This window comes from Neisseria sp. CP9 (assembly GCF_047758525.1).
Lineage (GTDB): Bacteria > Pseudomonadota > Gammaproteobacteria > Burkholderiales > Neisseriaceae > Neisseria.
On record NZ_CP180502.1, the window covers coordinates 743,811 to 767,014 of the forward strand.

Consider the following 23,204-nt stretch of genomic DNA (forward strand, 5'->3'; position numbering starts at 1 on the left):
AACGTTATAGTGGATTAACAAAAATCAGGACAAGGCGACGAAGCCGCAGACAGTACAGATAGTACGGCAAGGCGAGAAAACGCCGTACTGGTTTAAAGTTAATCCACTATACAAAGGAACCCATCATGCTCACCCTATACGGAGAAACTTTCCCTTCACGGTTGCTGCTCGGCACGGCTGCCTACCCGACCCCCGAAATCCTCAAACAATCCGTCCAAACCGCCCGACCCGCGATGATTACCGTCTCGCTGCGCCGCGCGGGAAGCGGCGGCAAGGCACACGGTCAGGGGTTTTGGTCGCTTTTGGAAGAAAGCGGCGTGCCCGTGCTGCCGAACACCGCAGGCTGCCAAAGCGTGCAGGAAGCGGTAACAACGGCGCAGATGGCGCGGGAAGTGTTTGAAACCGATTGGATCAAACTCGAGCTCATCGGCGACGACGACACCTTGCAGCCCGACGTATTCCAACTCGTCGAAGCAGCGGAAATCCTGATTAAAGACGGCTTCAAAGTGCTGCCTTATTGCACCGAAGACCTGATCGCCTGCCGCCGCCTGCTTGACGCGGGCTGTCAGGCGTTGATGCCGTGGGCGGCGCCGATTGGCACGGGTTTGGGCACGGTTCACGCCTACGCGCTGAAAGTTCTGCGCGAACGCCTGCCCGACACGCCGCTGATTATCGACGCGGGCTTGGGTTTGCCCTCGCAGGCGGCGCAAGTGATGGAATGGGGTTTTGACGGCGTATTGTTGAACACCGCCGTTTCCCGCAGCGGCGACCCCGTCAACATGGCGCGCGCCTTCGCACTCGCCGTCGAATCCGGACGGCTGGCATTTGAAGCCGAACCGGTCGAGGCACGTACCAAAGCGCAAGCGAGTACGCCGACTGTGGGGCAGCCGTTTTGGCATTCGGCGGAGTATTGATGGATGCTGCATTGACGGTATGCAAAAAGGTCGTCTGAAAATGTTCAGACGACCTTTTGTCCTTTGCCGAACTCTTTTAATCGGACAATTCCGCTTTCGATTCTTTATCTGCTTTCGCCGACCAATAAGATGCGAGCAGCGAGCCGGAAATGTTGTGCCACACGCTGAACAGCGCGCTGGGTACGGCGACGACAGGGGCTGCGGCAAAATGCGTGGCCGCCAATGCCGCACCCAAACCGGAATTCTGCATACCGACTTCGATGGCGAGCGTTTTTTGCGCATCGTACGGCAGCTTGCAGATTTTGGCTGCAAAGAAGCCGAGCAGGTAGCCGATGGCGTTGTGCAACACCACGACACCGAAAATCAACAGCCCGCTCTCAATAATTTTGCCTTTGCTCGCGCCGACGACCGCACCGATAATCAGCACAATGGCAACCACCGAAACCAAAGGCAAGGCAGCGGCAGCACCTTCGGTCTGTTTGCGGAACACAGTATGTGCAATCACGCCGAGCGCGATGGGCAACAACACCATTTGAACAATGGAAACAAACATCGCCTGCGCATTGATGTCGAGCATTTTACCTGCCAAAAGCAGGAAAATAGCAGGCGTCAGCAGCGGAGCCAGCAAGGTGGAAGCCGACGTAACTGCAACGGACAAGGCAACGTTGCCGCGCGCCAAAAAAGTCATCACATTGGAAGCCGTACCGCCCGGACAGCAGCCGACCAAAATCACACCCACGGCAACTTCAGCAGGCAAATTTAACAACTTGACCAAAAAATAGGCAGTCAGCGGCATGATAATGAATTGAGCCGCCACGCCGATAAGAACGGCTTTGGGATGACTAGCGACAATCTTGAAATCTGACGGCGTCAGCGTCAGCCCCATGCCGAACATGATGATGCCCAAAAGCCAAGTGATGTAAGGCAGTACCCATTTGAACAATTCGGGTTCGAAGAAAGCAACGGCGGCGCACAATGCCGCCCAAAATGAGAAGGTTTTGCCGACAAAGTGGCTGATTCGTGCAATGGTGTCCATAAATAGTATGTGCGGTACGGTTGATAAGATTATTGATAAGGAGAACAGTGAAATTAAACAACACGCAAATATCAAAACTGGTTTGGCCGTTGATATTTGTTTCACATCCATCTAAACGCGAAGCATACACGGCTTTGTAACGGGATGTAAAGAAAAGGTCGTCTGAAAGCATTTCAGACGACCTTTAAGCCATTCTTCCCTCACTCAAACAACCTGCCCTGCGCCAGCAACGCCTTCACGGGCGCAAAATCGCGTCGGTGTTCAGGCAATACGCCGTATCGCTGCAAGGCTTCGAGGTGTTGCGCCGTGCCGTAGCCTTTGTGTTTGTCGAAACCGTATTGCGGATAACGTTCCGCCAACGCATACATCTCGGCATCGCGCGCCGTCTTCGCCAAAACGGAAGCCGCCGAAATTTCCATGATTTTGCTGTCGCCTTTGACCACCGCTTCGGCATCCACGCCAAGCTCCTTCGGCACCCTGTTGCCATCGATAAACACCTTATCGGGTTTGATTGCCAACCCTTGTACGGAGCGACTCATTGCCAACATCGTGGCATGAAGGATATTCAGCTCGAAAATTTCTTGCGGATCGGCTTGCGCGACACACCATGCCAACGCTTGTTCTTTAATCAAGACCGCCAACGCATCGCGCTTTTTCTCGCTGAGTTTTTTAGAGTCGGTCAAACCGGGCAAATGATAAGACGGCGGCAGGATCACGGCGGCGGCAAACACGCTGCCGACCAAAGGCCCCCGCCCTGCTTCATCAACACCGGCAATCAGAAAAGTTTTTGTCATCGTGGTTTGAAAATAGAAAAATGGACATTATTTAAACCAATAGGCAGCCGAAACGGAATACCTATCCGGTCAGCCAACCTATTTAACACAATAATCACCGCAGCCTATTTAGGTTCGCGCCCACAATATCCCATGCAGCGTTTCCCAATGATAGACGACAGCGGAAAATTTTACCTTGTTTGAAATAAGTTGATTCGTTATAACTGGCTGCATAGTATAATCAAAACCTTTGCTATATACCGAAATAAAGATGAAACCGATTTTTTACCGACTGATTTTGGCTTTCGGGCTGGGAAGCGCCGCCCTTTCCGCACAAGCCAGCTATATCTGCAAAGTGGACGGCAACACGGTCTTTACCGAGAAAAAAATCGGTAACGATTGTACCGAATCCCATACGGACGGCACTGCAAACGTCAGCCCTGAAGAGGCAGACAAAGCCGTACCTGAGCGCGTCAACCTGAGAGAAGCCCTCGGCGAAGCCGCGCCCGAGCCGGGCGATATCAAAGTCTTGCCGCGCACGACGGGCGGCAGCGTAACCAACACGGCAGAAGCCGCCAATCCCCGTTTGGACATCAAATTGCGCAACGGTAAACTTGGCGAAGCGACTTCCGTCGGCGACCTGAAAGCAGCAAAAGCCCGCGCTGCCGAGTTGAACCGCAAAGCCAAAATCCTGCCCGCCCCCATCTTGCCGGCATCCAAACCCAAGCCGCAGCTGACCCGCAAGCAAATCTTGGAAAACGAAGTCCGCAACGAACAAGTCGCTTTGGTCAGGGCGCAGGCGCAATTGAATGTTGCCAAGAAAAAAGGCGATCAGGCAAAAATCAGCCGTCTGACCCAAGCCGTCAACGACCGTCAAGCCAATATCCGCGCCATTGAAGGCGAAATGAAACGCTAAACGGACAATGGTTCGGAAAGTTTTTAATCCAAGCTTTCCGAACCATTTTCAATTTAAATCCACCATGCAGCCCATCCCCGAAAACATCATCAAATTCCTACGCGCCAACCATGTGATCAGCATTGCGGCAGCTGCAGACGGCGAAATTTGGAGCGCCTGCTGCTTTTATGTGCCCGATGAAGCGCAAGCAAGACTGATTGTCCTAACTTCGGCACGTTCCAAACACGGCAGCCTGATGCTGAAAAATCCGAACATCGCCGGAACCATCGCAGGCCAGCCGGAAAATATCGCCAAAATCAGCGGCATACAACTGACAGCAACCGCGCAACTGCTGACTGACGAAACCGATAAAAAAGCAGCACTCGCTCTCTATTACAAAGCCCATCCGATTGCCCGCGCGATGAAAAGCGATGTTTGGTCGTTGCGTTTGGAAAATGTGAAATTTACAGACAACAAACTGGTTTTCGCCCAAAAAACCCTTTGGCAGCGCGAAGCTCAAAACGCCTGAATCATGAAACTCATCGCGATCGGTTTAAACATTGATGGGCTAAACCCAATATCAAAAATAAAGGTTTTCAGACGACCCCTTTGTGCGAAAGGTCGTCTGAAAACAAAAACCCTGAAACCGACCAACGGCTTTCAAGATTTTTTATTTGGGCAACTCGCACACAAAAAAAGCAGTACGCCAAACCGTACCGCCCTTCTCTATTTTGAAATTGGAAATCTTAATATCTCGCCATCGCCTCATCCACCTGCAAAGCCCAAGCGTCAATCCCGCCTTGCAGGTTAAACAGATTTTCAAAACCCGCATCTGCCAGATACATCGCCGTATGCAGGCTGCGGATGCCGTGGTGGCAGTAAACGACAATCGGCAAGTCGTCATCGGGCAGCTCATTTTGGCGCAGCGGAATCAGGTTCATCGGGATATGGATGGCATCGGGCAGAGCGCAGATGGCGGTTTCTTCGTCGGTGCGCACGTCCAGCAGATGGAACGCGCGGCCTTCTTGCCGCCATTGCTGCAGTTGCAGCGGAGTGAGTTGTGGAATTGTCATGATGTTGTGTGTGTGAAATGATGGAAACGATGAAAGGTCGTCTGAAAACGTTTCGCCATGTCCGGCTGGTTTTCAGACGACCTTTGAGTTCAAAAAAGATTAAAAATCGAAATCGCCGAAAGGACGGTTTTCTTTGTCGTCCAAATGCGCGACCAGCGTGTCGAACAGGACTGTTTCTTCAAATTCGTTGCCCTTGCGCGTAATCAGCAGCGCGCGCTGTACCGGCCGGCGACCGACGATGACCGCCATGCGGCCGCCGTCTTTCAACTGTTCTTTCAATACGTCAGGCACGCGATCCACCGCGCCGCCGACGTAAACCGCATCAAACGGCGCGCCCGCGGAAGGCTCGGTCAGCCCGTTGTTTTGCACATAATCGATATTGTTCAAAGCCAAGCTGTCCAATACTGCTTTGGCGCGGTTTTGCTGCTCGGCATCGAGGTCGTCTGAAACCACTTTGCCCGCCAGTTTCGCCAAAAGCGCGGTCGCATAGCCCGAACCCGTGCCGATTTCCAAAACCGTATCGGTTTGGGTCAGCTTCAAACCCTGCGCCAACCGCGCCACAATTTTCGGCTCGAGCATCTTATGTCCGTTGGCAAGCGGCAGCTCCATGTCGGCATACGCCAAACCCTGCAAAGACTCGTTCACGAAACGCTCGCGCGGAATCTCCTCCAAAGCGTCCAAAACGTCAAAATCCAATACATCCCACGGACGGATTTGCTGTTCGACCATGTTGAACCGCGCTTTTTCAAAATCCATTTTGTGCTCCGTTAAATAATTGTTTTAGCAATGGCAGACATTATAAAACTACACTCCCGCCGCGCCAACTTCAGCGCGCGCCGCCCGCCTGTTTTTCAGTCTCAAGCCGCCTGACGCGAAGCCTTAAACCGTTTCGCCAAAATCTTCGCCAGTTCGCCCAAATACAAAGCATCCGTTTCATCAAACTGCGCCAAATGCTCGCTGTCCACGTCCAACACGCCGATACAGCGGTCGTCTGAAAACAGCGGAACCACAATTTCCGAACGCGACAAAGACGAACAGGCAATATGGTCGGGATGCGCGTTCACATCCTCGACGACCATCGTCTCGCCCTTCGCCCAAGCCTGACCGCACACCCCGCGCCCGAACGGAATCCGCGTACACGCCAAAGGCCCCTGAAACGGCGACAAAACCAATTCGTCCGTACGCGTATCGACCAAATAAAAACCCACCCAAAACCAGCCGAACGCCTCCTTCAAAACCGCCGCCGTGTTTGCCAAATTCGCCACCCAATCCGTCTCGTCCGCCACCACAGACTCAATCTGCGGCAACACCTCCCGATAAAGCGCGGCCTTGTCCGAAGCCGAAAAATGAAGCGCGTGCATAGCCAGGTCCTATATATGTGTATATCAAGCAGTTATTATAAAACAGGTCGTCTGAAACAGCATTTCAGACGACCCCGGTCATCCCGTTTCAAGTTGCTAACCCGTCGCATATCCACTAAACTTCACGTTACATCGCGCTACACGCAGCGTACAGCCAAAGAAACACAACACGGAGCAAAAAAGATGTATCACCAAATCGGAATGTGGGATCAAAAATGGGTCATCGGCAACTGGAAAATGAACGGCCGACTCCAAAACAACAACGCACTCATGCACCGCTTCCGCATCATGCCCACCGCCGAACGCGTCCTCATCGGCCTCGCCGCCCCGACCGTTTACCTGTTGCAACTGCACAACGCCATGCAGATTGTCCTCAACAACCGCATCCTCACCTGCGCCCAAGACGTCAGCCGTTTCCCCAACAACGGTGCCTATACAGGCGAAGTTTCCGCAGAAATGCTCGCCGACATCGGCACAGACATCGTCCTCATCGGACACTCCGAACGAAGCCTCTATTTCGGCGAGAAAAACGAAATCCAACGCCGCAAAATGGAAAACGTCCTCAACGTAGGTCTGATTCCCCTATTGTGCGTCGGCGAAAGCCTTGAGGAGCGCGAAGCCGGCAAAGAACACGAAGTCATTGCCCACCAACTCTCCGTATTGCAAGGACTGGACACCAAAAACATCGCCGTCGCCTACGAGCCGGTATGGGCAATCGGCACCGGCAAAGTCGCCACCGTAGAACAAATTGCCGACATGCACGCATTCATCTACAAAGAAATCTTGTCTTTGTGCGGAAGCGATGTTAAAATCCGCGTTCTTTACGGCGGAAGTGTGAAAGCAGACAATGCAGCCGACATCTTCGCAGTACCTCATGTAGACGGCGCATTGGTTGGCGGCGCGTCATTATCATATGACTCATTTACCGCCATCATCAACGCAGCACAAGCCTCGTAGAAAACATATGGAAGCCTTTAAAACCCTTATCTGGATTATTAATATTATTTCCGCTTTGTCAGTGGTTGTGTTAGTATTGCTGCAACACGGCAAAGGCGCGGACGCAGGCGCGACCTTCGGGTCAGGCAGCGGAAGCGCGCAGGGCGTATTCGGTTCCGCAGGTAACGCAAACTTCCTGAGCCGCGCAACCGCCATCGCAGCGACTTTCTTCTTCGCAACCTGCATGGCAATGGTTTATATCCATACCCACACAAACAAACACGGCTTGGACTTCAGCAACGTACAACAAACCAAGCAGGCACCTAAGCCCGCCGCTCCTGCTGAAAACCAACCCGCACCTGCTGCACCCGCTCCTCAGCAGCAGAAATAAAAGTTTTTCAAATGCCGACATGGTGAAATTGGTAGACACGCTATCTTGAGGGGGTAGTGGCCGTAGGCTGTGCGAGTTCAAATCTCGCTGTCGGCACCAACACAAAAAACCGCTTAGACTTCTAAGCGGTTTTTTTCTGTCTAAAATATTGATGGATAAGGTTTGATGAATCAATTGTTGATGAATAAAGTATAGTCAATTAAAAATAAAATAGTACAATACTCAACTTTTAAGGTCTAACCATGGCATACTCTGCGGACTTAAGAAACAAAGCTTTAAACTATTACGAACAATGCAAAAACATCAGCCAAACCGCAGCAACGTTTAACTTGTCAAGAAACACGCTTTACCTGTGGATTCGCCTTAAAAAACAAACAGGCAGCCTAAAACATCAAGTTACCGGTCTAAATGCCGTCAAATTGGATAGGCAAAAACTGGCTCAATATGTTGGGCAACACCCGGATGCCTATCTGCATGAAATCGCCAAACATTTTGATTGTACGCCAGCCGCCGTTTGCTATGCACTCAAACAGATGGGGATGACGCGCAAAAAAAGACCACCACTTACAAAGAACAAGACCCGGCCAAAGTAACGCATTATTTGACACAGCCGGCCGAATTTTCCGACTACCAACGTGTTTATTTGGATGAAACAGGATTTGACCGCTACCTGTTCCGCCCCTATGCCCGCAGCCTGAAAGGGCAAATAGTGAAAGCGCAGATAAGTGGGAAAAGATACCGACGCTTATCTCTGGTGTCCGCACAAGTCGGCAACCGGCTGATTGCTCCGATGGTTTATCAAAATACGATGACCGGAGTCTTTTTTGAAGCGTGGTTTCAGCAATGCCTACTGCCCGCATTGACTCAAAAATCGGTGATTATTTTAGATAATGCGCGATTTCACCGTATGGGTGTCTTACGGGAAATGGCGGAAAAATGGGGACATAAGGTATTGCCTCTTGCACCTTATTCACCTGAGCTCAACCCGATTGAGAAGGTGTGGGCGAATATTAAGCGGTATCTGCGAACCGTATTGTCTGATTACGCCCGATTTGACGATGCGTTACTGTCCTATTTTGATTTTAATTGACTATATTTATGACTAAGGTTTGGTAATAAAGCATTGAGCATTACGTTTTAAATCAGACAAGGCAACGAAGTCGCAGGCAGTACAGACGACCTGTCACTTTAGCCACCCAAAGAATCTCTCCTTTTACACTGAAGAAAAGTAATGCTGTTTTGGTCGAAACTTAACGCACCATAGCCCCAATTTAAAGCTCATTCGCCACCTCACCACCCTACTTTGCCGCGCAAAATCTTAATCCTCCCTATCGTCAAAATCGGCATTTTGCCTACCCGTGATATATCTTTACTTAATTTCAAGTAGCTTTGCGTAAATCAAATCCACTGTTTTCAAAAGAACAAATGTCACTTTATTGATAATGAGTATCGTATTTTCATATATGGACGAGACAAGCCTTCTTTTCTCTGTTAAGGTAGGGCTTTCTGTCAGCCTATGCTGACCCCGATAGACTAAATCCGGAGTAAATTGATGAAATCCAATCTGAAATTAATCGTTCCCGCCGTTCTTATCGCTACCGCGCTGTCTGCATGCGGCAGCTCCGGCTCTAAATCTAAACCGGAAACTGCTCCGACTCCTACTGCGCAACAATCTGCTCCCGCACCTGAAACGCCTAAAACCATGGAAGTCAATAATATTGAACGCACCAAGGAAGTGGCTTACAAATGCGGACCAAACGGTACTGATCCTTTGAATGTCATGTACGGTTTCCAAGGTGATGAGCCTGTGATCGCACAAGTGAAATACCAAGGTCAACTGACTCCGGGTCTTGCCCGCATCGTCGGCACCGGCAATGATGTCAATGGCTTCTGGGGTGAAGGCGTGGCATGGATTGCCAACCGCGCCAACTACGCCAACATCGACAAAGTGGACGGCAATATGCTGACTATCCGCCAACAAACTGTCGTCAACGGTCAAAACCAAGTCGTGGACAACATCATCACCAAGTCCTGCGTATTGGACCAAACCGCTACGGCCCAATTGAACAAAGCACCTACCAAACCTGCTAAGGGCAAAGGCAAAGCGAAGAAATAAAGACGTTGTATAAAGCGAAAGGTCGTCTGAAAACTTGCAATCGGGTTTTCAGACGACCTTTTTGCATCATCGGCTGTCTTTCTGCATGATTCGGTAAACGGACACTGCAACACCACAAACAACCCGCCTTAGCGCCGGCTCTCTACGATTGCCCCACTCTATCGGCTCAAGGCTGCACACATATCAAACCGTTTTTTACCACCAGTAATACGGTCGGTAAAACGGGAATCCCCACTCGTCGTAATAGCGGTAATAGCGTGCTTCGCGCAGCTGTTGTTGGGAAATATAATTTTGCCATGCCATCTTATAGCAGGCTTGGAACATGGGGTCGGACACTTTGTCGATGTATTTTAAACGGAAGGCTTTTTGTTCTGCACTGGGCGCGCCGACTTGTTCCGCCTGCTCGAACTGTTTGCGCATGAGTTTGGCGGTCTCCGGATCGCATTCGGCTGCCAGACTGACTTGAAGATTCTGTTCATAACGTCTTTGCGCTTGTTCGCGTGCGGCTTTTTGTTCGGGCGTAGTGGCACAGGCGGCCAGAGTTGCCACGATGCACAACATCAGGGAGGCTCGAATGGGAGACATGATTTTTCCTTTTTATATCAAGGGATAGGGATAATGTACGCCTTTTGCGACAAATTGTGAAGCCTGTCGTGCCGTCCATATTCGACTGACAAAAACGACAAAGCGCAGATAAAACCTGCCATAAAACCTGACAGGAGGTCGTCTGAAAAAAAGGAAAAGACGTTTTCAGACGACCCCGTATCTCGCCCTACCCTCTTTTATCATTTTGCAACGATTGTGTTGCGTTCATGTTCAACGTTGATGTTCACAAAATGAAAGACTGATTTGAATCAGCCCCGCAGCAGCCGTTTTAGTAATTTCGCCATATTCATTGAAGAAGCCCTTAGCGATACAATATCGCTCCATATCCAATCGAATCGAGGTCGTCTGAAAAATTGAAAAGGGATTGATATGACGGCAAATCATCACGAAGAAACACCAAGCGGGCAACAGCAGCCAACCAGCCGCCACAAGCGTCGGCACGAGCGCCTGCATGCGCCGCCGTTTTGGCAGGCGGACAGGCCGTATCTGCACGAACACCATATTTCCGATGTGCGCTTCCGCAGGCTGGGCTATATCATGGCGATGTTGGCGGGTGCGATTAATGCGGGCGGTTTCTTTGCGTTTGCACGCTACACGTCACACGTTACCGGCTCGATGTCGCTGCTGGCGGACGCTGTTTATCTGCGCGAATGGATAACGGCGGCAGTGGCTTTAATCAGCGTGTTGTGTTTCGTGGTCGGTGCGGCGCATTCGGGCTGGGTGGTTTTGTGGACGCAACAGAAGCGGTTTCGCGGCAGCTTTGGGTTTTCCATGTGGCTGGAAGCGGTTTATCTGCTGATATTCGGCTTGTTCGGACTGACGACTTCACAATGGAACATTGGAAGCGGGAATATGGTTTTCCCGTCTTTAGCGTTGTTTTTATTGTGTTTCATCATGGGGATGCACAATACGGTGATGACGCTTTTATCCGGCGGCGCCATCCGTTCGACGCATATGACCGGCACGGCGACCGACTTGGGCATCGAGCTTTCGCGCGCGCTGTATTACTCGAAAAAACATCATCCGCGCCTGCCGCATGTGCATGTCAATAAGCCGAAGATGTGGCTGTTGAACGGTTTGATGTGGGCATTTCTACTGGGCGGTATCGTGGGTGCTTGGGGCTACCACAAAATCGGACACCATTTCGCGCTGCCGGTATCGGCAATCTTGTTCATCTTGGGCGCGGGTTCTGTGGGCTATGATGTGAAAGTGCGCGTGAAATTTGCGCTGGCGGGATGGTATCGGCGGCATCGTGCGAAACAGCGTTAAGGAAAGCGGCATCGCAGTAAATCCGTATGCCGACATAGTCAAATTATCAGTTTTCAGTGAACCAAACCGCTTTTCTTTTACCCAATCAAATAGACAGTCCTGCGTGATGACAATCCCTTCAAATCTTTTGTTTTGAATGAAAAACACCTTAATCAAGGCTGCCGCGTCGCGTTATCCCTGAAACGCGCGGGCAATTTTGGATGAACGGAGATTGGATTAAGGATAATATGAATCATGGCGGGAGCCATCTCTTCTTCCAACTGATTTTCAGACGACCCCTGCGTCGTCGAAAGGACATCTTAATGAAACTCTTTAAATCCCTGACCGTTGCCGCGTTGGCAATCCCTTTGGCACTGACCGGCTGCGTAACCGACCCTGTAAGCGGACAACGCAACACTAGCAAAACCGCCATGTACGGCTTGGGCGGCGCGGCAGTGTGCGGCATCGTCGGCGCATTGACCCACGGCGGCAAAGGCGCGCGCAATTCCGCGTTGGCGTGTGGCGCGATTGGTGCGGGCGTCGGCGGCTACATGGACTATCAAGAGAAAAAACTGCGTGAGAACCTGAAAAACACCAACATCGAAGTAGAACGCCAAGGCAACCAAATCAAGCTGGTCATGCCTGAAAACGTTACCTTCGCTACAGGCAGCGCGGCATTGAGCGATCAGGCGCGAAACGCTTTGGCGACCGCCTCCGAAACGCTGGTGCAATACCCCGACACGACTTTGACGATTAACGGCCATACCGACAACACCGGCAACGATGCCATCAACGAGCCGCTGTCCCGCAACCGCGCGCTTGCCGTTGCCGACTACCTGCAATCGCGCGGCGTGAACGGCTCGCGCCTGACCACCGCCGGATACGGCTCACGCCATCCTATCGCGTCTAACGCCACTGCCGAAGGCCGCGCCCAAAACCGCCGCGTCGAGATTTTGATCAATCCCGACCAAAATGCCATCAAAGCGGCGCAACAGCAAATGTAAGCTATCCGTCTCAGGATAAAGCTTAAAGGTCGTCTGAAATCCGATTTGGGAGCCAGTTCACTTTCAGACGACCTTTTTTCATAGCCACATCATATGGACAAAGCATACGCCCTACTGCCCTTTCCTCGCAAACAGAAACTCACCCAAACGATTCCGCTCATAAACTTTTATCGAAAATTCAGTGTTATTCAAAAACGTTTTCCGCCTTCTTGTACATGATGGAAGCCGGATATTTTTTATTTCCATCCCCTCTTACCACACCACCGCCCGCCTTATCCCATTCCCGATATTCGCCATAAAACTTGCGCATTCCTCAAAATTACAATATAAATAGAAACGATTATTATTTGATTTACAGGTACGCTTTATGAAACAAAAAGCCGTCGTTTGTACTTTAAGCGCATTGTTTTCCCAACATTATTTGTATGCAGCGGATGTTCAGCCTGCCCAGCAAGTAGAGCTGGCGCCCGTGTTGGTTACCGCCGACCGCAACGCGCAAACGCTGGACAAAGCTGCGCCGAATGTGTCGGTTATCGGGCGCAAGACCTTAAACCAAGCGTCGGCGCAGAATTTGGACGACATCGTTTTGTACGAACCCGGCGTCAGCGTGCCGTCTGATAACAACCGTCGCGGTCATGCGGGCATCAATATCCGCGGCATAGACGGCAACCGCATCCTGATGATGGTGGACGGCGTACGCATTCCCGAGTCCTACGCGGGCGGCGGCTCCAACGGCGCGATTTCGGGACGCGATATGGTCGAAAGCGACACGCTCAAGCAGGTTGATATTGTCAAAGGTCCTTATTCCGCGCTCTACGGCAGCGATGCGCTTGGCGGCGTGGTGAACATGGTCACGCTCTCGCCGCGTGATTTTGTCGATGCGAGCAAACGCGGTCATTTAGGTTTGAAACACGGCTACCGCAGCCGCGACCGCAGCCACGGCGTAACGGCGACAGCCGCCGGTTTCCATGAAAACGCCGAAGGCCTGCTGATGCTGACGCGCCGCCAAGGACACGAAACGGAAAACATGGGCGGCGACAAAAGCTACTCGACTTCGCGCACCGCCACCAACCCGCAGAAAAACAATGCCTACAATATTTTGGCGAAAGGCAGTATCGGCAACGAACACCACCGTTTTGAAACCTTGTACGAACAGTATTACCACGCCAACGACACCGTGTTGGCAAACGGCTTGGGTTCACAATCGCGCGGGCCGGTAACGGTGGCGACTTCGGAAAGCAACGCCCGCGACCGCATCCGCCGCCAACGCATTGAAGCGAGCTACCGCTACACCGGCGAGGGTCGTCTGAAAGAAGCGAACCTGACCGCCTATCAGCAAAAACTGCGCACGGAAGACGATGCCGTCGATGTCAGCATTACCCGCATGGGCGTGCGCCAACTGGGCAACTCGACCCGCTATTCCGATTACGGTTTCGAGCAGGTGATACGCGGCTTGACCGGACGCGGCGTGTGGGAATTTGACGGCGCGGTCAAACAAACCGTCGTTGCCGGAGCCGAATACAAACACACCGAAACCGCCCGTCCGCGCGACAGCCTGACCGTGGACAACCTGACCGGCGCCGTCAGCAAAGTCTATGCGGGCAGCACCTATCCGAACAAAACCTTTCCCGACAGCAAACGCAAAACCGTCAGCCTGTACGCGCAAGACAGCCTGACTTTCGGCAACGGCATCGTCCTGACCCCAGCCCTGCGTTATGAAAAAGACAGGTTGACCACCGAAACCGACCAAGCCTATCTCAACGCCAATCCCGACGGCACGGCAACCCGCTTCAACGATTCCGCGCTCACGCCCAGCCTGCGTCTGAGCGTTCCGATGGGCGAGCATTTCACCGGTTTCGCCACTTATTCACAAGGCTTCCGCACGCCGCCGTTTGACAGCGCGACCATGGCGTTTGCCAACACAACCTACGGCTATGCCGTCATCCCGAATGCGAATCTCAAATCCGAACGCTCCAACAGCTTCGAATTGGGCATGAAGTTCAAAAACGAACGCGCCCGCGCGCAAGTTACCGCGTTCTACAACCGTTACCGAAACTTCATCGACCGCACCGAAGTCGGGACCGCCTCCATAGGCGGCCGCCCGATTATCCAGTACCAATATCAAAATCTGGATAGGGTCAAAACCTACGGTGCCGAAGCCTCCGCCGCCTACAAATTCCTGCCGGGCTGGCAAGTCTCCGGCAGCATCGCGTGGATGCGCGGCAAGCAGCAAGACGGCACGCCGCTGGATTCCGCCTACCCGCTCAACGGCGTTTTGGGCGTGGACTACGCGCAAGAAAAATGGGGCGTCGATACCAAACTGCGCTGGTCGAAAAAACACAGCCGCGTCAGCAGCGACAGCGTTTTCCAAACGCCGGGATACGGCGTATGGGATGTCGGCGCGTGGTACAAGCCGTCTAAAAACGTCGAAATCGGCGCGAACATTTACAACATCGGCAACAAAAAATACTGGCAACACGCAGACGTCGCCGGCATGAGCCGCTCAAGCGTGATGGATTTGTACACCGAAACCGGCCGCAATTTCGCCGCCCGCGTGCAGCTTAAGTTTTAGTGTTCCCAAAGAGGTCGTCTGAAAACAAGCCATGAGTTGAATGCTTCATTACTAAGGCTAAAGATTTTTCAGACGACCTCAAGCCATCCCGCACAATACCGAACTCAAAAATTAGTCAATTACCGATACTTTTCATTTTCTGTTTCCCCTCACTATCGCCCCTTGACACTACCTATCGCTAGTGATTTAATTTTCAAATCTGATTAATAATCATTTTTAATCAACTATGGAACAGCAGATTGTTTGGACACCGCGCCAATCCGCGCCCAAAGCCTTTCCCGAACGGCAGGCGTTGATGCCGATATGGGGCGGCATACCGATTCCTCGTCCGCAATGGCAAAATATTTGGCGGCAGAAGCTCCCCCATGCCGCCGATTCCGACGCGCTCGCCTATCTGCACATTCCCTTCTGCGCCAACCACTGCGTGTTCTGCGGCTTCTACCGCAACGCATGGAAAGAGAGTTACAGCAGCGTTTACACCGACAAAATCATCGAAGAAATGGCGGCAGAAGCCGAAATCCGCCAAGGCAACGGCAAAATCCGCGCCGTCTATTTCGGCGGCGGCACACCCACCGCGCTGCAAACCCAAGACCTCGCCAGACTCATCCGCGCCTGTTACCAATACCTGCCGATTGCCGACGACTGCGAGTTCACCATCGAAGGCCGCATGAGCCATTTCGACATCGAAAAAGCCCAAGCCTGCGTCGAAGCGGGTGCCAACCGCATTTCCATCGGCGTGCAAACTTTCGACACCGCCATCCGCCGCCGCCTCGGCCGCAAACACGGCGGCGACGAAGCCTTTGCCTATCTGGAAAAACTGTGTGAAATCAACGCCGTCATCGTTGTCGATTTGATGTTCGGCCTGCCCAACCAAACCGATGCCGTCTGGCAAAACGACCTCGAACGCGCCACCGCCCTGCCTTTGTCCGGACTCGACACCTACGCCTTCAACCTCTATCCCATGCTGCCCATCAACCGCATGGTGGAGAAAGGCGCATTTCCCGCCCCGCCGGGTTTCGACGTTCAGGCCGACCAATACGCCTACGCCGTCGAAACACTGGCGCAAAAAGGCTGGAACCAAGTCAGCAACAGCCATTTCGCCTATCCCGGCCGCGGCGAACGCAACCGCTACAACACGCTGGTCAAATCCAATATCCCCTGCTGGGCGTTCGGCTCCGGCGCAGGCGGCAACTTCGGCGGCTTCAGCTATCAGGTGCAGGGCGATTTGGACAGCTACCTCGCCACACCGAAAGGCGAAAAAAACATTGCTTTCATGAGCGGCCACAGTCCGAACAAAACCCTGCTCGGACAAGTGCAGCACGACATGGAAACAGGTCGTCTGAATCCCTCGCTGTTTGACGGCAACGCCGCCGCGCAGAAACTGATTGCCCAATGGCAGGCAATGCAACTCTTTGAAGAACAAGGTTCAGACGGCCTCATCCGCCTGAACACCAGCGGCCGCTACTGGTCGCCCACCCTCATCCGCAAACTCATGCTCACCCTCCCGACCCAAGAAAAGGATCAAACCATGCAAAAACTTTCATCCGAACAACAAATCATGTTGCGCCAATCATTGGAAAAAAATCCCGGCCAAGTGCTCGAAATGCTCGCCGCGCAAAACCAATGCAGCTTTGAAGATGTCATCCGCTGCCTGCCCGAAAGCTGCATCCGCCAAACCGAAGGCAGCCGCATCGTCGAAATCCTCCAAGCCGTCGCCGCTTGGGACGAAGCCGTCACCTTCATCGCCCACACCCCCGACGCCATCGTCGAAGTAACCGGTAAACTGCCCGGCGGCAAAGTCGGCCGCGGCTTCTACAACTTCGACCACCCCGAAACCGACGGCGGCGTACACGGTCATATCTATTACGAAAACTGCGCCGCCATCTACCTTTTAGAACGCCCGTTTATGGGCAAAGACACCTGCTCGCTCAACTTCATCAACCGCAACGGCGACGCCATGTTCAAAATCTTCGTCGGCCGCGACGAAGCAGGCGAACTCAAACAACACCAAATCGAAGCCATGAGAAAACTGTTCGAGGCAGCTTAAACAGGTTTCAGACGACCTCTGCCTGAAAACCGATAGAAATTGCCGCATTCCTGCACAAACGAAATCATCTTCCGGCATCGTAAATATCCGATGAAATTCGACAGGTTGCCTGCAAGATTGGCGTTTGCCACAAAGTAAGCTCGCGCTTACCGCCCTCTCCCTAGCTCTCTCCCGCGGGGAGAGGGAATTGAGGATACTGAGATTCAACCATTTTGTGCTTCTCTACCACTTGAAGTTTACCCGTCAACCCATCCCCTCTCCCCGTGGGAGAGGGCTAGGGAGAGGGCAAAGCCCGCATTACGACAGTTGTTATAAAACCTACTTTACCCGTTTTCAGACGACCGCAGCTCTGTCACGAAAGAAAACCAAAAAGAAGTAGCGTGAGCTTTGCCCACGACCACATGGCTTCAAACACAACAAGGTCGTCTGAAAGTGCAAACATCAATGAAGTTAAAACGAATGCAGCGAGTTTTGTTGAAACCCAAATACAGATTTCAGACGACCTTTGGGTTAAAGTCGCGGACAAAGCACGCACCACAACTGAAATCCACCCATTTTTGGCATTCTCTGTCGCTTGGATTCTCCCTGCCAACCCATCCCCTCTCCCCGTGGGAGAGGGTTAAGGAGAGGGCAAAACCCACGTTACGGCAGTTGTTATAAAACTTGCTTTACCCGTTTTCAGACGACCTCCACTCTGCCGCAAAAGAAAACCAAAAAGAAGTAGCGTGGGCCATGCCCACGACCACACAACATTCAAATGCAAATAAGGTCGTCTGAAAAATCAAAAATCCTTACCCCACACAACTCTTCCACAACAAAGTGGACAAATTATTGAACCCCTTACCATCCGACACACAAAGGAGTCCCCATGCAACTCATCTTCGGCGCCAACGGCCCGGCCGGCCGCGCATTCCTCCGCACGCTCACCCACTCCGCCGACACCGTCGCCGTATTAAGAAAGCCGCCTGAAGACTCGTTCTTCAGCGAACACCACATTCAGACGACCGTGGCCGACGCGCTCGATGCCGATGCGCTCGACAAAGTGTTCGCACAATACCGCCCCGACAGCGTCATCAGTTTCGTCGGCGGCAAAAACGAACAAGGCATACGCAGCGACGCACTGGGCAACATCAACATCATCGCCGCCGCCCAGGCCGCCAACCCGCAAGCCCGTTTCATCCTGATTACCAGCATGGGCTGCGGCGAACAATGGGACATGATGAGCGAACCCTTCAAACAAGCCCTCGGCGAAGCCGTCCGTGCCAAAACCGAAGCCGAAATCTACCTCAAACAAAGCAGCCTGAACTGGACCATCCTCCGCCCCTGCGGCTTGGACAACAGCGAAGACAGCCGCCACATCCTGACCGACCACCCCGACGGCATCCCTAAAAACTACATGAGCCGAAACGGACTCGCCGCCGCCGTCGCCGCTGTCCTGCAATACCCCGAAAGCATCGGCAAGGTTTACACCGTCGGCGCAGGCAGTTAACACCGCACACTTAATCAAACAGGTCGTCTTGAAACCGTTTCAGACGACCTGTTTTCTATTGCCGACAAGCGTAACGCCAATCAGCGCGGCATCCATTCATCCGCTTAACCAACCATTCCCAAACCCCGCTTTCAGACGACCTCCTGCCTTGTGTTATGATAATGGCTCTTCACACAAAGGTATTTTATGGACAAACCCGTCTATCTCTACACCGACGGCGCATGCAAAGGCAATCCCGGCGCCGGCGGCTGGGGCGTGTTCATGCGTTACGGCGCACATGAAAAAGAACTGTTCGGCGGCGAAGCGGAAACCACCAACAATCGCATGGAGCTGACCGCCGTCATCGAAGGGCTGAAATCCCTAAAACGCCGCTGCCAAGTCATCATCTGCACCGACTCGCAATACGTTAAAAACGGCATGGAAAGCTGGATTCACGGCTGGAAAAAAAACGGCTGGAAAACCGCCGCCAAAAAACCGGTGAAAAACGATGATTTATGGAAAGAACTCGACAGCCTGGTTCAACAACACGAAGTCCGCTGGACTTGGGTAAAAGGCCATGCCGGACACCCTGAAAACGAAAAAGCCGACGAGCTCGCCAACCGAGGCGCAGCAAAATTTTTATAACACTTAACCCATGACGATACTCAAACATCTCAAACCATGCTTTTGGATTGCCATCATTGCATCGATTTGTGTGACGCCAATAGCACTGATGTTCGCCTATTCGCCCTTTCATGATGTCAATGATTTTTTTCGCTTTGGCTTGTGTGATCACGTTAAGAGTGCCGAAGAGTGTGCCGACTTAATCACGCCCTCCTATTTATAGTGGATTAACTTTAAACCAGTACGGCGTTGCCTCGCCTTAGCTCAAAGAGAACGATTCTCTAAGGTGCTGAAGCACCAAGTGAATCGGTTCCGTACTATCTGTACTGTCTGCGGCTTCGTCGCCTTGTCCTGATTTAAATTTAATCCACTATATTTTGGTGAACCCTACCTGAATGGTGGTTTTACGCATTCATACCGCTGACTGCCATTTATCTCGTTCTAAAAATCCTGATTGAAATCATCCGATTCCTATTTAGACTCAGAAAGAAACCCCCATGACCTGCCCCATCTGCACTGCCGACAACGAAGATATTTTGCTACGAACCCCAAACCTGCGCGTCATCGCCGTCCACAACGAAGCCGCAGCCCCGGCATTCTGCCGCGTCATCTGGAACGACCACATCGCCGAGATGACCGACCTTTCAGCCGCCGAACGTGCCGAAATCATGGAAATGGTGTATAAAGTCGAAGCCGCCATGCGCCAAGTATTCCGTCCCGCCAAAATCAACCTTGCCAGCCTGGGCAACGTCGTCCCCCATCTGCATTGGCACGTCATCGCCCGCTTTGAAAACGATGCCAACTTTCCCGCCCCGATTTGGGCAGCCCCCGTCCGCGAACACGGCATGACCCTGCCGGACAACTGGACGGAACAAGTCAAAGCCCTGCTGGCGTAATGTTCAGACGACCCCTGCCGAAAAGGTCGTCTGAAACCCAACCAAAGGAAACCATATGACCTGGAAAACCTCCCGCCGCCATTTCCTCCGCGCCTGCTCCGCCGCAGCCGGAGCCGGACTGCTGCAAGCCTGCGGCACCGGCACTACCGTTACCCCATCTACTCAAACCGGCAACACAGCGAAAGCCCAACCCGTGCAGCCCAAAACCAGCCATCCCCCACGCTCCGGCGACAACCTCCTCCGCGTCGTCGCCCCTTCCGGCTTTGCCGAAGACCCCAACCGCGTCAACGCGGGCTTGACCCGCCTCTATAACGCAGGTTTTACCGTGACCAACCAACAAGCAGGCAGCCGACGCTATCAACGCTTCGCCGGCTCCGACGCCCAACGTGCCGCCGACTTCCAAGAGGTCGCCACCGGCCGCGTTGAAACCCCCAAAGTCCTCATGGGCTTGCGCGGCGGCTACGGCGCGGCACGCATCCTGCCCCAAATCGACTTCGCCTCACTCGGCGCCAGAATGCGCGAACGCGGCACTTTATTCTTCGGCTTCAGCGACGTTTGCGCCGTCCAACTCGCCCTGCTCGCCAAAGGCAATATGGCAAGTTTCGCCGGACCTATGGTTTACAGCGAATTCGGCAAACCCGAACCCAGCGTCTACACCATGGATTCGTTCATCCGCGGCACCACCAACAACGTCAACGTCATCGACGTTCCCGCCATCCAACGCGCCAACGTCAACGTCGAAGGTACCTTATGGGGCGGCAACCTCAGCGTCCTAGCCTCCCTCGCAGGCTCGCCCTATATGCCCGACATCCAAGGCGGCATCCTGTTCGTCGAAGACGTCAGCGAACAACCCTACCGCATCGAACGCATGTTGAACACGCTTTATCTTGCAGGCATCCTGCAAAAACAACGCGCCATCATCTTCGGCGACTTCCGCATGGGCACCATCCGCGACGTGTACGACTCAAGCTACGACTTCTCCGCCGTCGTCAACCACGTCTCACGCACCGCCAAAGTCCCCGTCCTGACAGGCTTCCCCTTCGGACACATTACCAATAAGAGCACCTTCCCCTTGGGTGCACATGCCAAAATCCACAGTACAGCCAACGGCGGCTACACCGTAACCTTCAGCGGCTACCCTACCCTGAACCCTGCCGCCCTAACCCTCAACAACCTGCTGCCCCCGCCTATGCCGACGTTCAACGGCTCTACCTACCGCAGCACGACAACCGAAGAAGTCATCGAATAAACAAACTTTCGATTCAAAAAAGGTCGTCTGAAAATCCGAACCCGGTTTTCAGACGACCTTTTTCTATCCAATAAACTTCAAGCCAGAATTGAATGAGTGACACACCACAATCTGCTGCAATCTTACGCTGTTACAGATAATATAGTGGATTAACTTTAAATCAGGACAAGGCGACGAAGCCGCAGACAGTACAGATAGTACGGAACCGATTCACTTGGTGCTTCAGCACCTTAGAGAATCGTTCTCTTTGAGCTAAGGCGAGGCAACGCCGTACTGGTTTAAAGTTAATCCACTATACAATCTACGGCAATCTTCCATCGTTATAGTCTATGCAAGCAATAGCGGGGTAAATTCAAATCAAGACAAGGCTGCGAAGCCACAGACCGTACAGATAATACAAAACCGATACACATCCAACCAAACACACATCATTCAAAAAACAAAAGAGCCTGCATAAAGCAGGCTCTTTATTTAAACTAATCGTACTAGATTAGAATTTGTGACGCAGACCAACCAGACCAGCGGTAGATTGAGTTTTGTCGCCACCTTTGCCTTCTTTCAACCAGCCGGCAGAAACAAGAGCAGAAGTACGTTTAGAGAAGTCGTAGTCAGCACCAACAATCACTTGGTTGTATTGGCTGTTACCTTGTTTCACGCCGTTTTCTTTAGCTTTGAAGCCGTGAGCGTAAGACAGACGAGGCATTACGTTACCCATACGGTAGCCGCCAGTTACAGCAACTTCAGTACGTTCGTTTTTCTTAGCGTCAGCTACGTCAGCTTTAAAGCCTTCGTATTGACCGGCAACAGAAACCAGTACGTTGTTAGCATCGTAACCACCTACCAGACGGTGTACTTGGTAGTCTTTGTAAACGCCAGAACCCAAAGTGGTGTTGCTGTTGAACAGTTCCAGATGTTCTGTATCCAAAGATTTACGTTTTGCGAAAGTACCAGCGTAGCGACCAAAGAAACCGGAGTTTTCATAGTTCAGACCCAGGTCGAAAGAGTGACGGGTTTTCACGTCATGAACATGTTTGTCCTCAGGGTTAGCATTGTCGCGTGGTTGGTATTGAGCGCTTGCGCTGAAACCAGCAAATACTGGAGAGTCGTAACGTACAGATACTTTACGCTCGTCAACACGTTTCAGTTTACCGAATTGCAAAACTGATGCATTCGCGTCGCTAGATTCCCAAGGATCTACGCTGTCGCTGTTGTCTTTCAGAGCAGTGTTCAATTTACCAGCGCGAACTTTACCGAAGCCACCTTCCAAACCGATGAAGGATTCACGAGTACCCCAACCTTTGTCAGTACCGGCAACAGAAGTATTTTGCTCTACTTGCCAGATAGCATTCAGGTTGTTGCTCAAGTGTTCGTGACCTTTGAAACCGATACGGGAACCAAAGTCAGCAATTTCAGTTGCAGTTTTGTTTTTGGTGCTTACGTGATTAACAGTTTCTTTAGTACGAGAAACTTCAACACCGGCTTTAACTTGACCGTACAGAGTCACGTCAGCCATAGCTGCAACAGGCAAAGCTGCCAAAGTCAGAGCAATCAGAGATTTTTTCATTGCTGTATTCCTTTTCTATCGTGAAGAAATAACTTAAGCAGACTCGGATAGAATCCGCTTAGGCTTTACATTATCGCTGGAATCAGCGATTCCATGACTCTCACTATAATTGTTCCTCTCTAAAAAAACAAACTTTATTCACTACCCCTACTGACCACCTGACCTCACAGCACCCGCATCACAACAAGGCATTCGCAATATTTTCCTTATAAATCATAATGTAATATCAACTTACCCGTTGTTTGCATTTTTACAACACAATTTCCTAAACGGTCGTTTTAGGCGATTGGCTGTTGTTTTTTAGCTAAATCAGCCGGATGAATGAATAAACGGGTGCAGGTGTGTACTTTCTTATAGCATGCAATTTATGTGGGATTAGCCGGTCATGAACATTAGGTATATTCCCTCCCTCAATGTAGAAACATAAATCC

The 23,204-nt window shown here is 52.1% G+C and carries 23 protein-coding genes and 1 tRNA gene; 17 read left to right on the forward strand and 7 right to left on the reverse strand.

Going from position 1 to position 23,204, the window contains the following annotated elements; all coding sequences use genetic code 11:
• Positions 1-125: 125 nt before the first annotated feature.
• The gene (locus ACMYUL_RS03475) at positions 126-914 is read left to right on the forward strand and encodes a thiazole synthase (protein ID WP_415772074.1); all 789 of its coding nucleotides are present in this window, start codon (positions 126-128) and stop codon (positions 912-914) included.
• Between the two features lie 76 nt (positions 915-990).
• Here ACMYUL_RS03475 and ACMYUL_RS03480 read toward each other — a convergent pair whose 3' ends face one another.
• Together ACMYUL_RS03480 and rnhB are read right to left on the reverse strand one after the other, a co-directional pair.
• Entirely contained in the window at positions 991-1,950 is a 960-nt protein-coding gene (locus ACMYUL_RS03480; protein WP_415772076.1) for a bile acid:sodium symporter family protein, read from the reverse strand.
• Positions 1,951-2,150: 200 nt separating this feature from the next.
• Positions 2,151-2,744 (reverse strand): ribonuclease HII, encoded by a 594-nt coding sequence (gene rnhB, locus ACMYUL_RS03485; protein ID WP_415772078.1) that lies wholly within the window; start codon positions 2,742-2,744, stop codon positions 2,151-2,153.
• Between the two features lie 250 nt (positions 2,745-2,994).
• Between rnhB and ACMYUL_RS03490 the strand changes: the two genes are divergently transcribed.
• Both ACMYUL_RS03490 and ACMYUL_RS03495 read left to right on the forward strand, forming a co-directional pair.
• Positions 2,995-3,639: a hypothetical protein gene (locus ACMYUL_RS03490; RefSeq protein WP_415772080.1), complete on the forward strand. Its 645-nt coding sequence runs from the start codon at positions 2,995-2,997 to the stop codon at positions 3,637-3,639.
• A gap of 64 nt (positions 3,640-3,703) precedes the next feature.
• On the forward strand, positions 3,704-4,147 hold the full coding sequence (locus ACMYUL_RS03495) for a pyridoxamine 5'-phosphate oxidase family protein (RefSeq protein WP_415772082.1): 444 nt from the start codon (positions 3,704-3,706) through the stop codon (positions 4,145-4,147).
• 217 nt (positions 4,148-4,364) lie between these two features.
• Here ACMYUL_RS03495 and ACMYUL_RS03500 read toward each other — a convergent pair whose 3' ends face one another.
• The 3 genes from ACMYUL_RS03500 to ACMYUL_RS03510 all read right to left on the reverse strand — a co-directional run bounded on the left by ACMYUL_RS03500 (position 4,365) and on the right by ACMYUL_RS03510 (position 6,052).
• Positions 4,365-4,691 carry a rhodanese-like domain-containing protein gene (locus ACMYUL_RS03500; RefSeq protein ID WP_415772084.1) on the reverse strand — a complete coding sequence of 109 codons (327 nt, stop codon included), beginning with the start codon at positions 4,689-4,691 and terminating at the stop codon, positions 4,365-4,367.
• 99 nt (positions 4,692-4,790) lie between these two features.
• Positions 4,791-5,447 carry a protein-L-isoaspartate O-methyltransferase family protein gene (locus tag ACMYUL_RS03505; RefSeq protein WP_415772086.1) on the reverse strand — a complete coding sequence of 219 codons (657 nt, stop codon included), beginning with the start codon at positions 5,445-5,447 and terminating at the stop codon, positions 4,791-4,793.
• A 101-nt stretch (positions 5,448-5,548) separates the two neighbouring features.
• Entirely contained in the window at positions 5,549-6,052 is a 504-nt protein-coding gene (locus tag ACMYUL_RS03510) for a GAF domain-containing protein (RefSeq protein WP_342032308.1), read from the reverse strand.
• A gap of 183 nt (positions 6,053-6,235) precedes the next feature.
• Between ACMYUL_RS03510 and tpiA the strand changes: the two genes are divergently transcribed.
• From tpiA to ACMYUL_RS03535, 5 genes are all read left to right on the forward strand, one after another.
• Positions 6,236-7,009 (forward strand): triose-phosphate isomerase, encoded by a 774-nt coding sequence (tpiA, locus tag ACMYUL_RS03515; protein WP_101809926.1) that lies wholly within the window; start codon positions 6,236-6,238, stop codon positions 7,007-7,009.
• Positions 7,010-7,016: 7 nt separating this feature from the next.
• Entirely contained in the window at positions 7,017-7,379 is a 363-nt protein-coding gene (gene secG / locus ACMYUL_RS03520) for a preprotein translocase subunit SecG (RefSeq protein ID WP_019270391.1), read from the forward strand.
• Between the two features lie 13 nt (positions 7,380-7,392).
• Positions 7,393-7,478: transfer RNA gene (locus ACMYUL_RS03525), tRNA-Leu, on the forward strand.
• 143 nt (positions 7,479-7,621) lie between these two features.
• Positions 7,622-8,469 (forward strand): IS630 family transposase gene (locus ACMYUL_RS03530; protein WP_415772089.1). Its coding sequence is split into 2 segments (ribosomal slippage): positions 7,622-7,937 and positions 7,937-8,469, totalling 849 coding nucleotides; the frame shifts between segments, so codons are not numbered across the junction.
• Between the two features lie 462 nt (positions 8,470-8,931).
• Positions 8,932-9,495 (forward strand): hypothetical protein, encoded by a 564-nt coding sequence (locus tag ACMYUL_RS03535; RefSeq protein WP_342032307.1) that lies wholly within the window; start codon positions 8,932-8,934, stop codon positions 9,493-9,495.
• A 195-nt stretch (positions 9,496-9,690) separates the two neighbouring features.
• Here the strand turns inward: ACMYUL_RS03535 and ACMYUL_RS03540 are convergent, their stop codons facing one another.
• Positions 9,691-10,080, reverse strand: coding sequence for a hypothetical protein (locus ACMYUL_RS03540; RefSeq protein ID WP_342032306.1), 390 nt, complete (start codon positions 10,078-10,080; stop codon positions 9,691-9,693).
• A 390-nt stretch (positions 10,081-10,470) separates the two neighbouring features.
• On the opposite strand from ACMYUL_RS03540, the gene ACMYUL_RS03545 reads away from it, so the two are divergent.
• From ACMYUL_RS03545 to ACMYUL_RS03585, 9 genes are all read left to right on the forward strand, one after another.
• Complete coding sequence (locus ACMYUL_RS03545) at positions 10,471-11,370, forward strand: YoaK family protein (RefSeq protein ID WP_342032305.1); 900 nt, start codon at positions 10,471-10,473, stop codon at positions 11,368-11,370.
• 302 nt (positions 11,371-11,672) lie between these two features.
• Entirely contained in the window at positions 11,673-12,353 is a 681-nt protein-coding gene (locus ACMYUL_RS03550; RefSeq protein WP_342032310.1) for an OmpA family protein, read from the forward strand.
• Between the two features lie 367 nt (positions 12,354-12,720).
• The gene (locus ACMYUL_RS03555) at positions 12,721-14,925 is read left to right on the forward strand and encodes a TonB-dependent hemoglobin/transferrin/lactoferrin family receptor (protein ID WP_415772092.1); all 2,205 of its coding nucleotides are present in this window, start codon (positions 12,721-12,723) and stop codon (positions 14,923-14,925) included.
• 226 nt (positions 14,926-15,151) lie between these two features.
• Positions 15,152-16,972 (forward strand): heme anaerobic degradation radical SAM methyltransferase ChuW/HutW, encoded by a 1,821-nt coding sequence (hutW, locus tag ACMYUL_RS03560; protein ID WP_415772094.1) that lies wholly within the window; start codon positions 15,152-15,154, stop codon positions 16,970-16,972.
• Between the two features lie 380 nt (positions 16,973-17,352).
• Positions 17,353-17,595 (forward strand): hypothetical protein, encoded by a 243-nt coding sequence (locus ACMYUL_RS03565; RefSeq protein ID WP_342032302.1) that lies wholly within the window; start codon positions 17,353-17,355, stop codon positions 17,593-17,595.
• A gap of 245 nt (positions 17,596-17,840) precedes the next feature.
• Positions 17,841-18,461 carry an NAD(P)H-binding protein gene (locus ACMYUL_RS03570; protein ID WP_415772096.1) on the forward strand — a complete coding sequence of 207 codons (621 nt, stop codon included), beginning with the start codon at positions 17,841-17,843 and terminating at the stop codon, positions 18,459-18,461.
• Positions 18,462-18,647: 186 nt separating this feature from the next.
• Positions 18,648-19,085, forward strand: a complete 438-nt coding sequence (rnhA, locus tag ACMYUL_RS03575; protein WP_009310956.1) for a ribonuclease HI — start codon at positions 18,648-18,650, stop codon at positions 19,083-19,085.
• Positions 19,086-19,561: 476 nt separating this feature from the next.
• The gene (locus tag ACMYUL_RS03580; protein ID WP_342032300.1) at positions 19,562-19,960 is read left to right on the forward strand and encodes an HIT domain-containing protein; all 399 of its coding nucleotides are present in this window, start codon (positions 19,562-19,564) and stop codon (positions 19,958-19,960) included.
• A 55-nt stretch (positions 19,961-20,015) separates the two neighbouring features.
• Positions 20,016-21,209: an LD-carboxypeptidase gene (locus ACMYUL_RS03585; protein WP_342032299.1), complete on the forward strand. Its 1,194-nt coding sequence runs from the start codon at positions 20,016-20,018 to the stop codon at positions 21,207-21,209.
• A 490-nt stretch (positions 21,210-21,699) separates the two neighbouring features.
• On the opposite strand, the gene porB is transcribed toward ACMYUL_RS03585, so the two are convergent.
• Positions 21,700-22,773, reverse strand: a complete 1,074-nt coding sequence (porB, locus tag ACMYUL_RS03590) for a trimeric porin PorB (protein ID WP_070602345.1) — start codon at positions 22,771-22,773, stop codon at positions 21,700-21,702.
• Positions 22,774-23,204 lie beyond the last annotated feature (431 nt).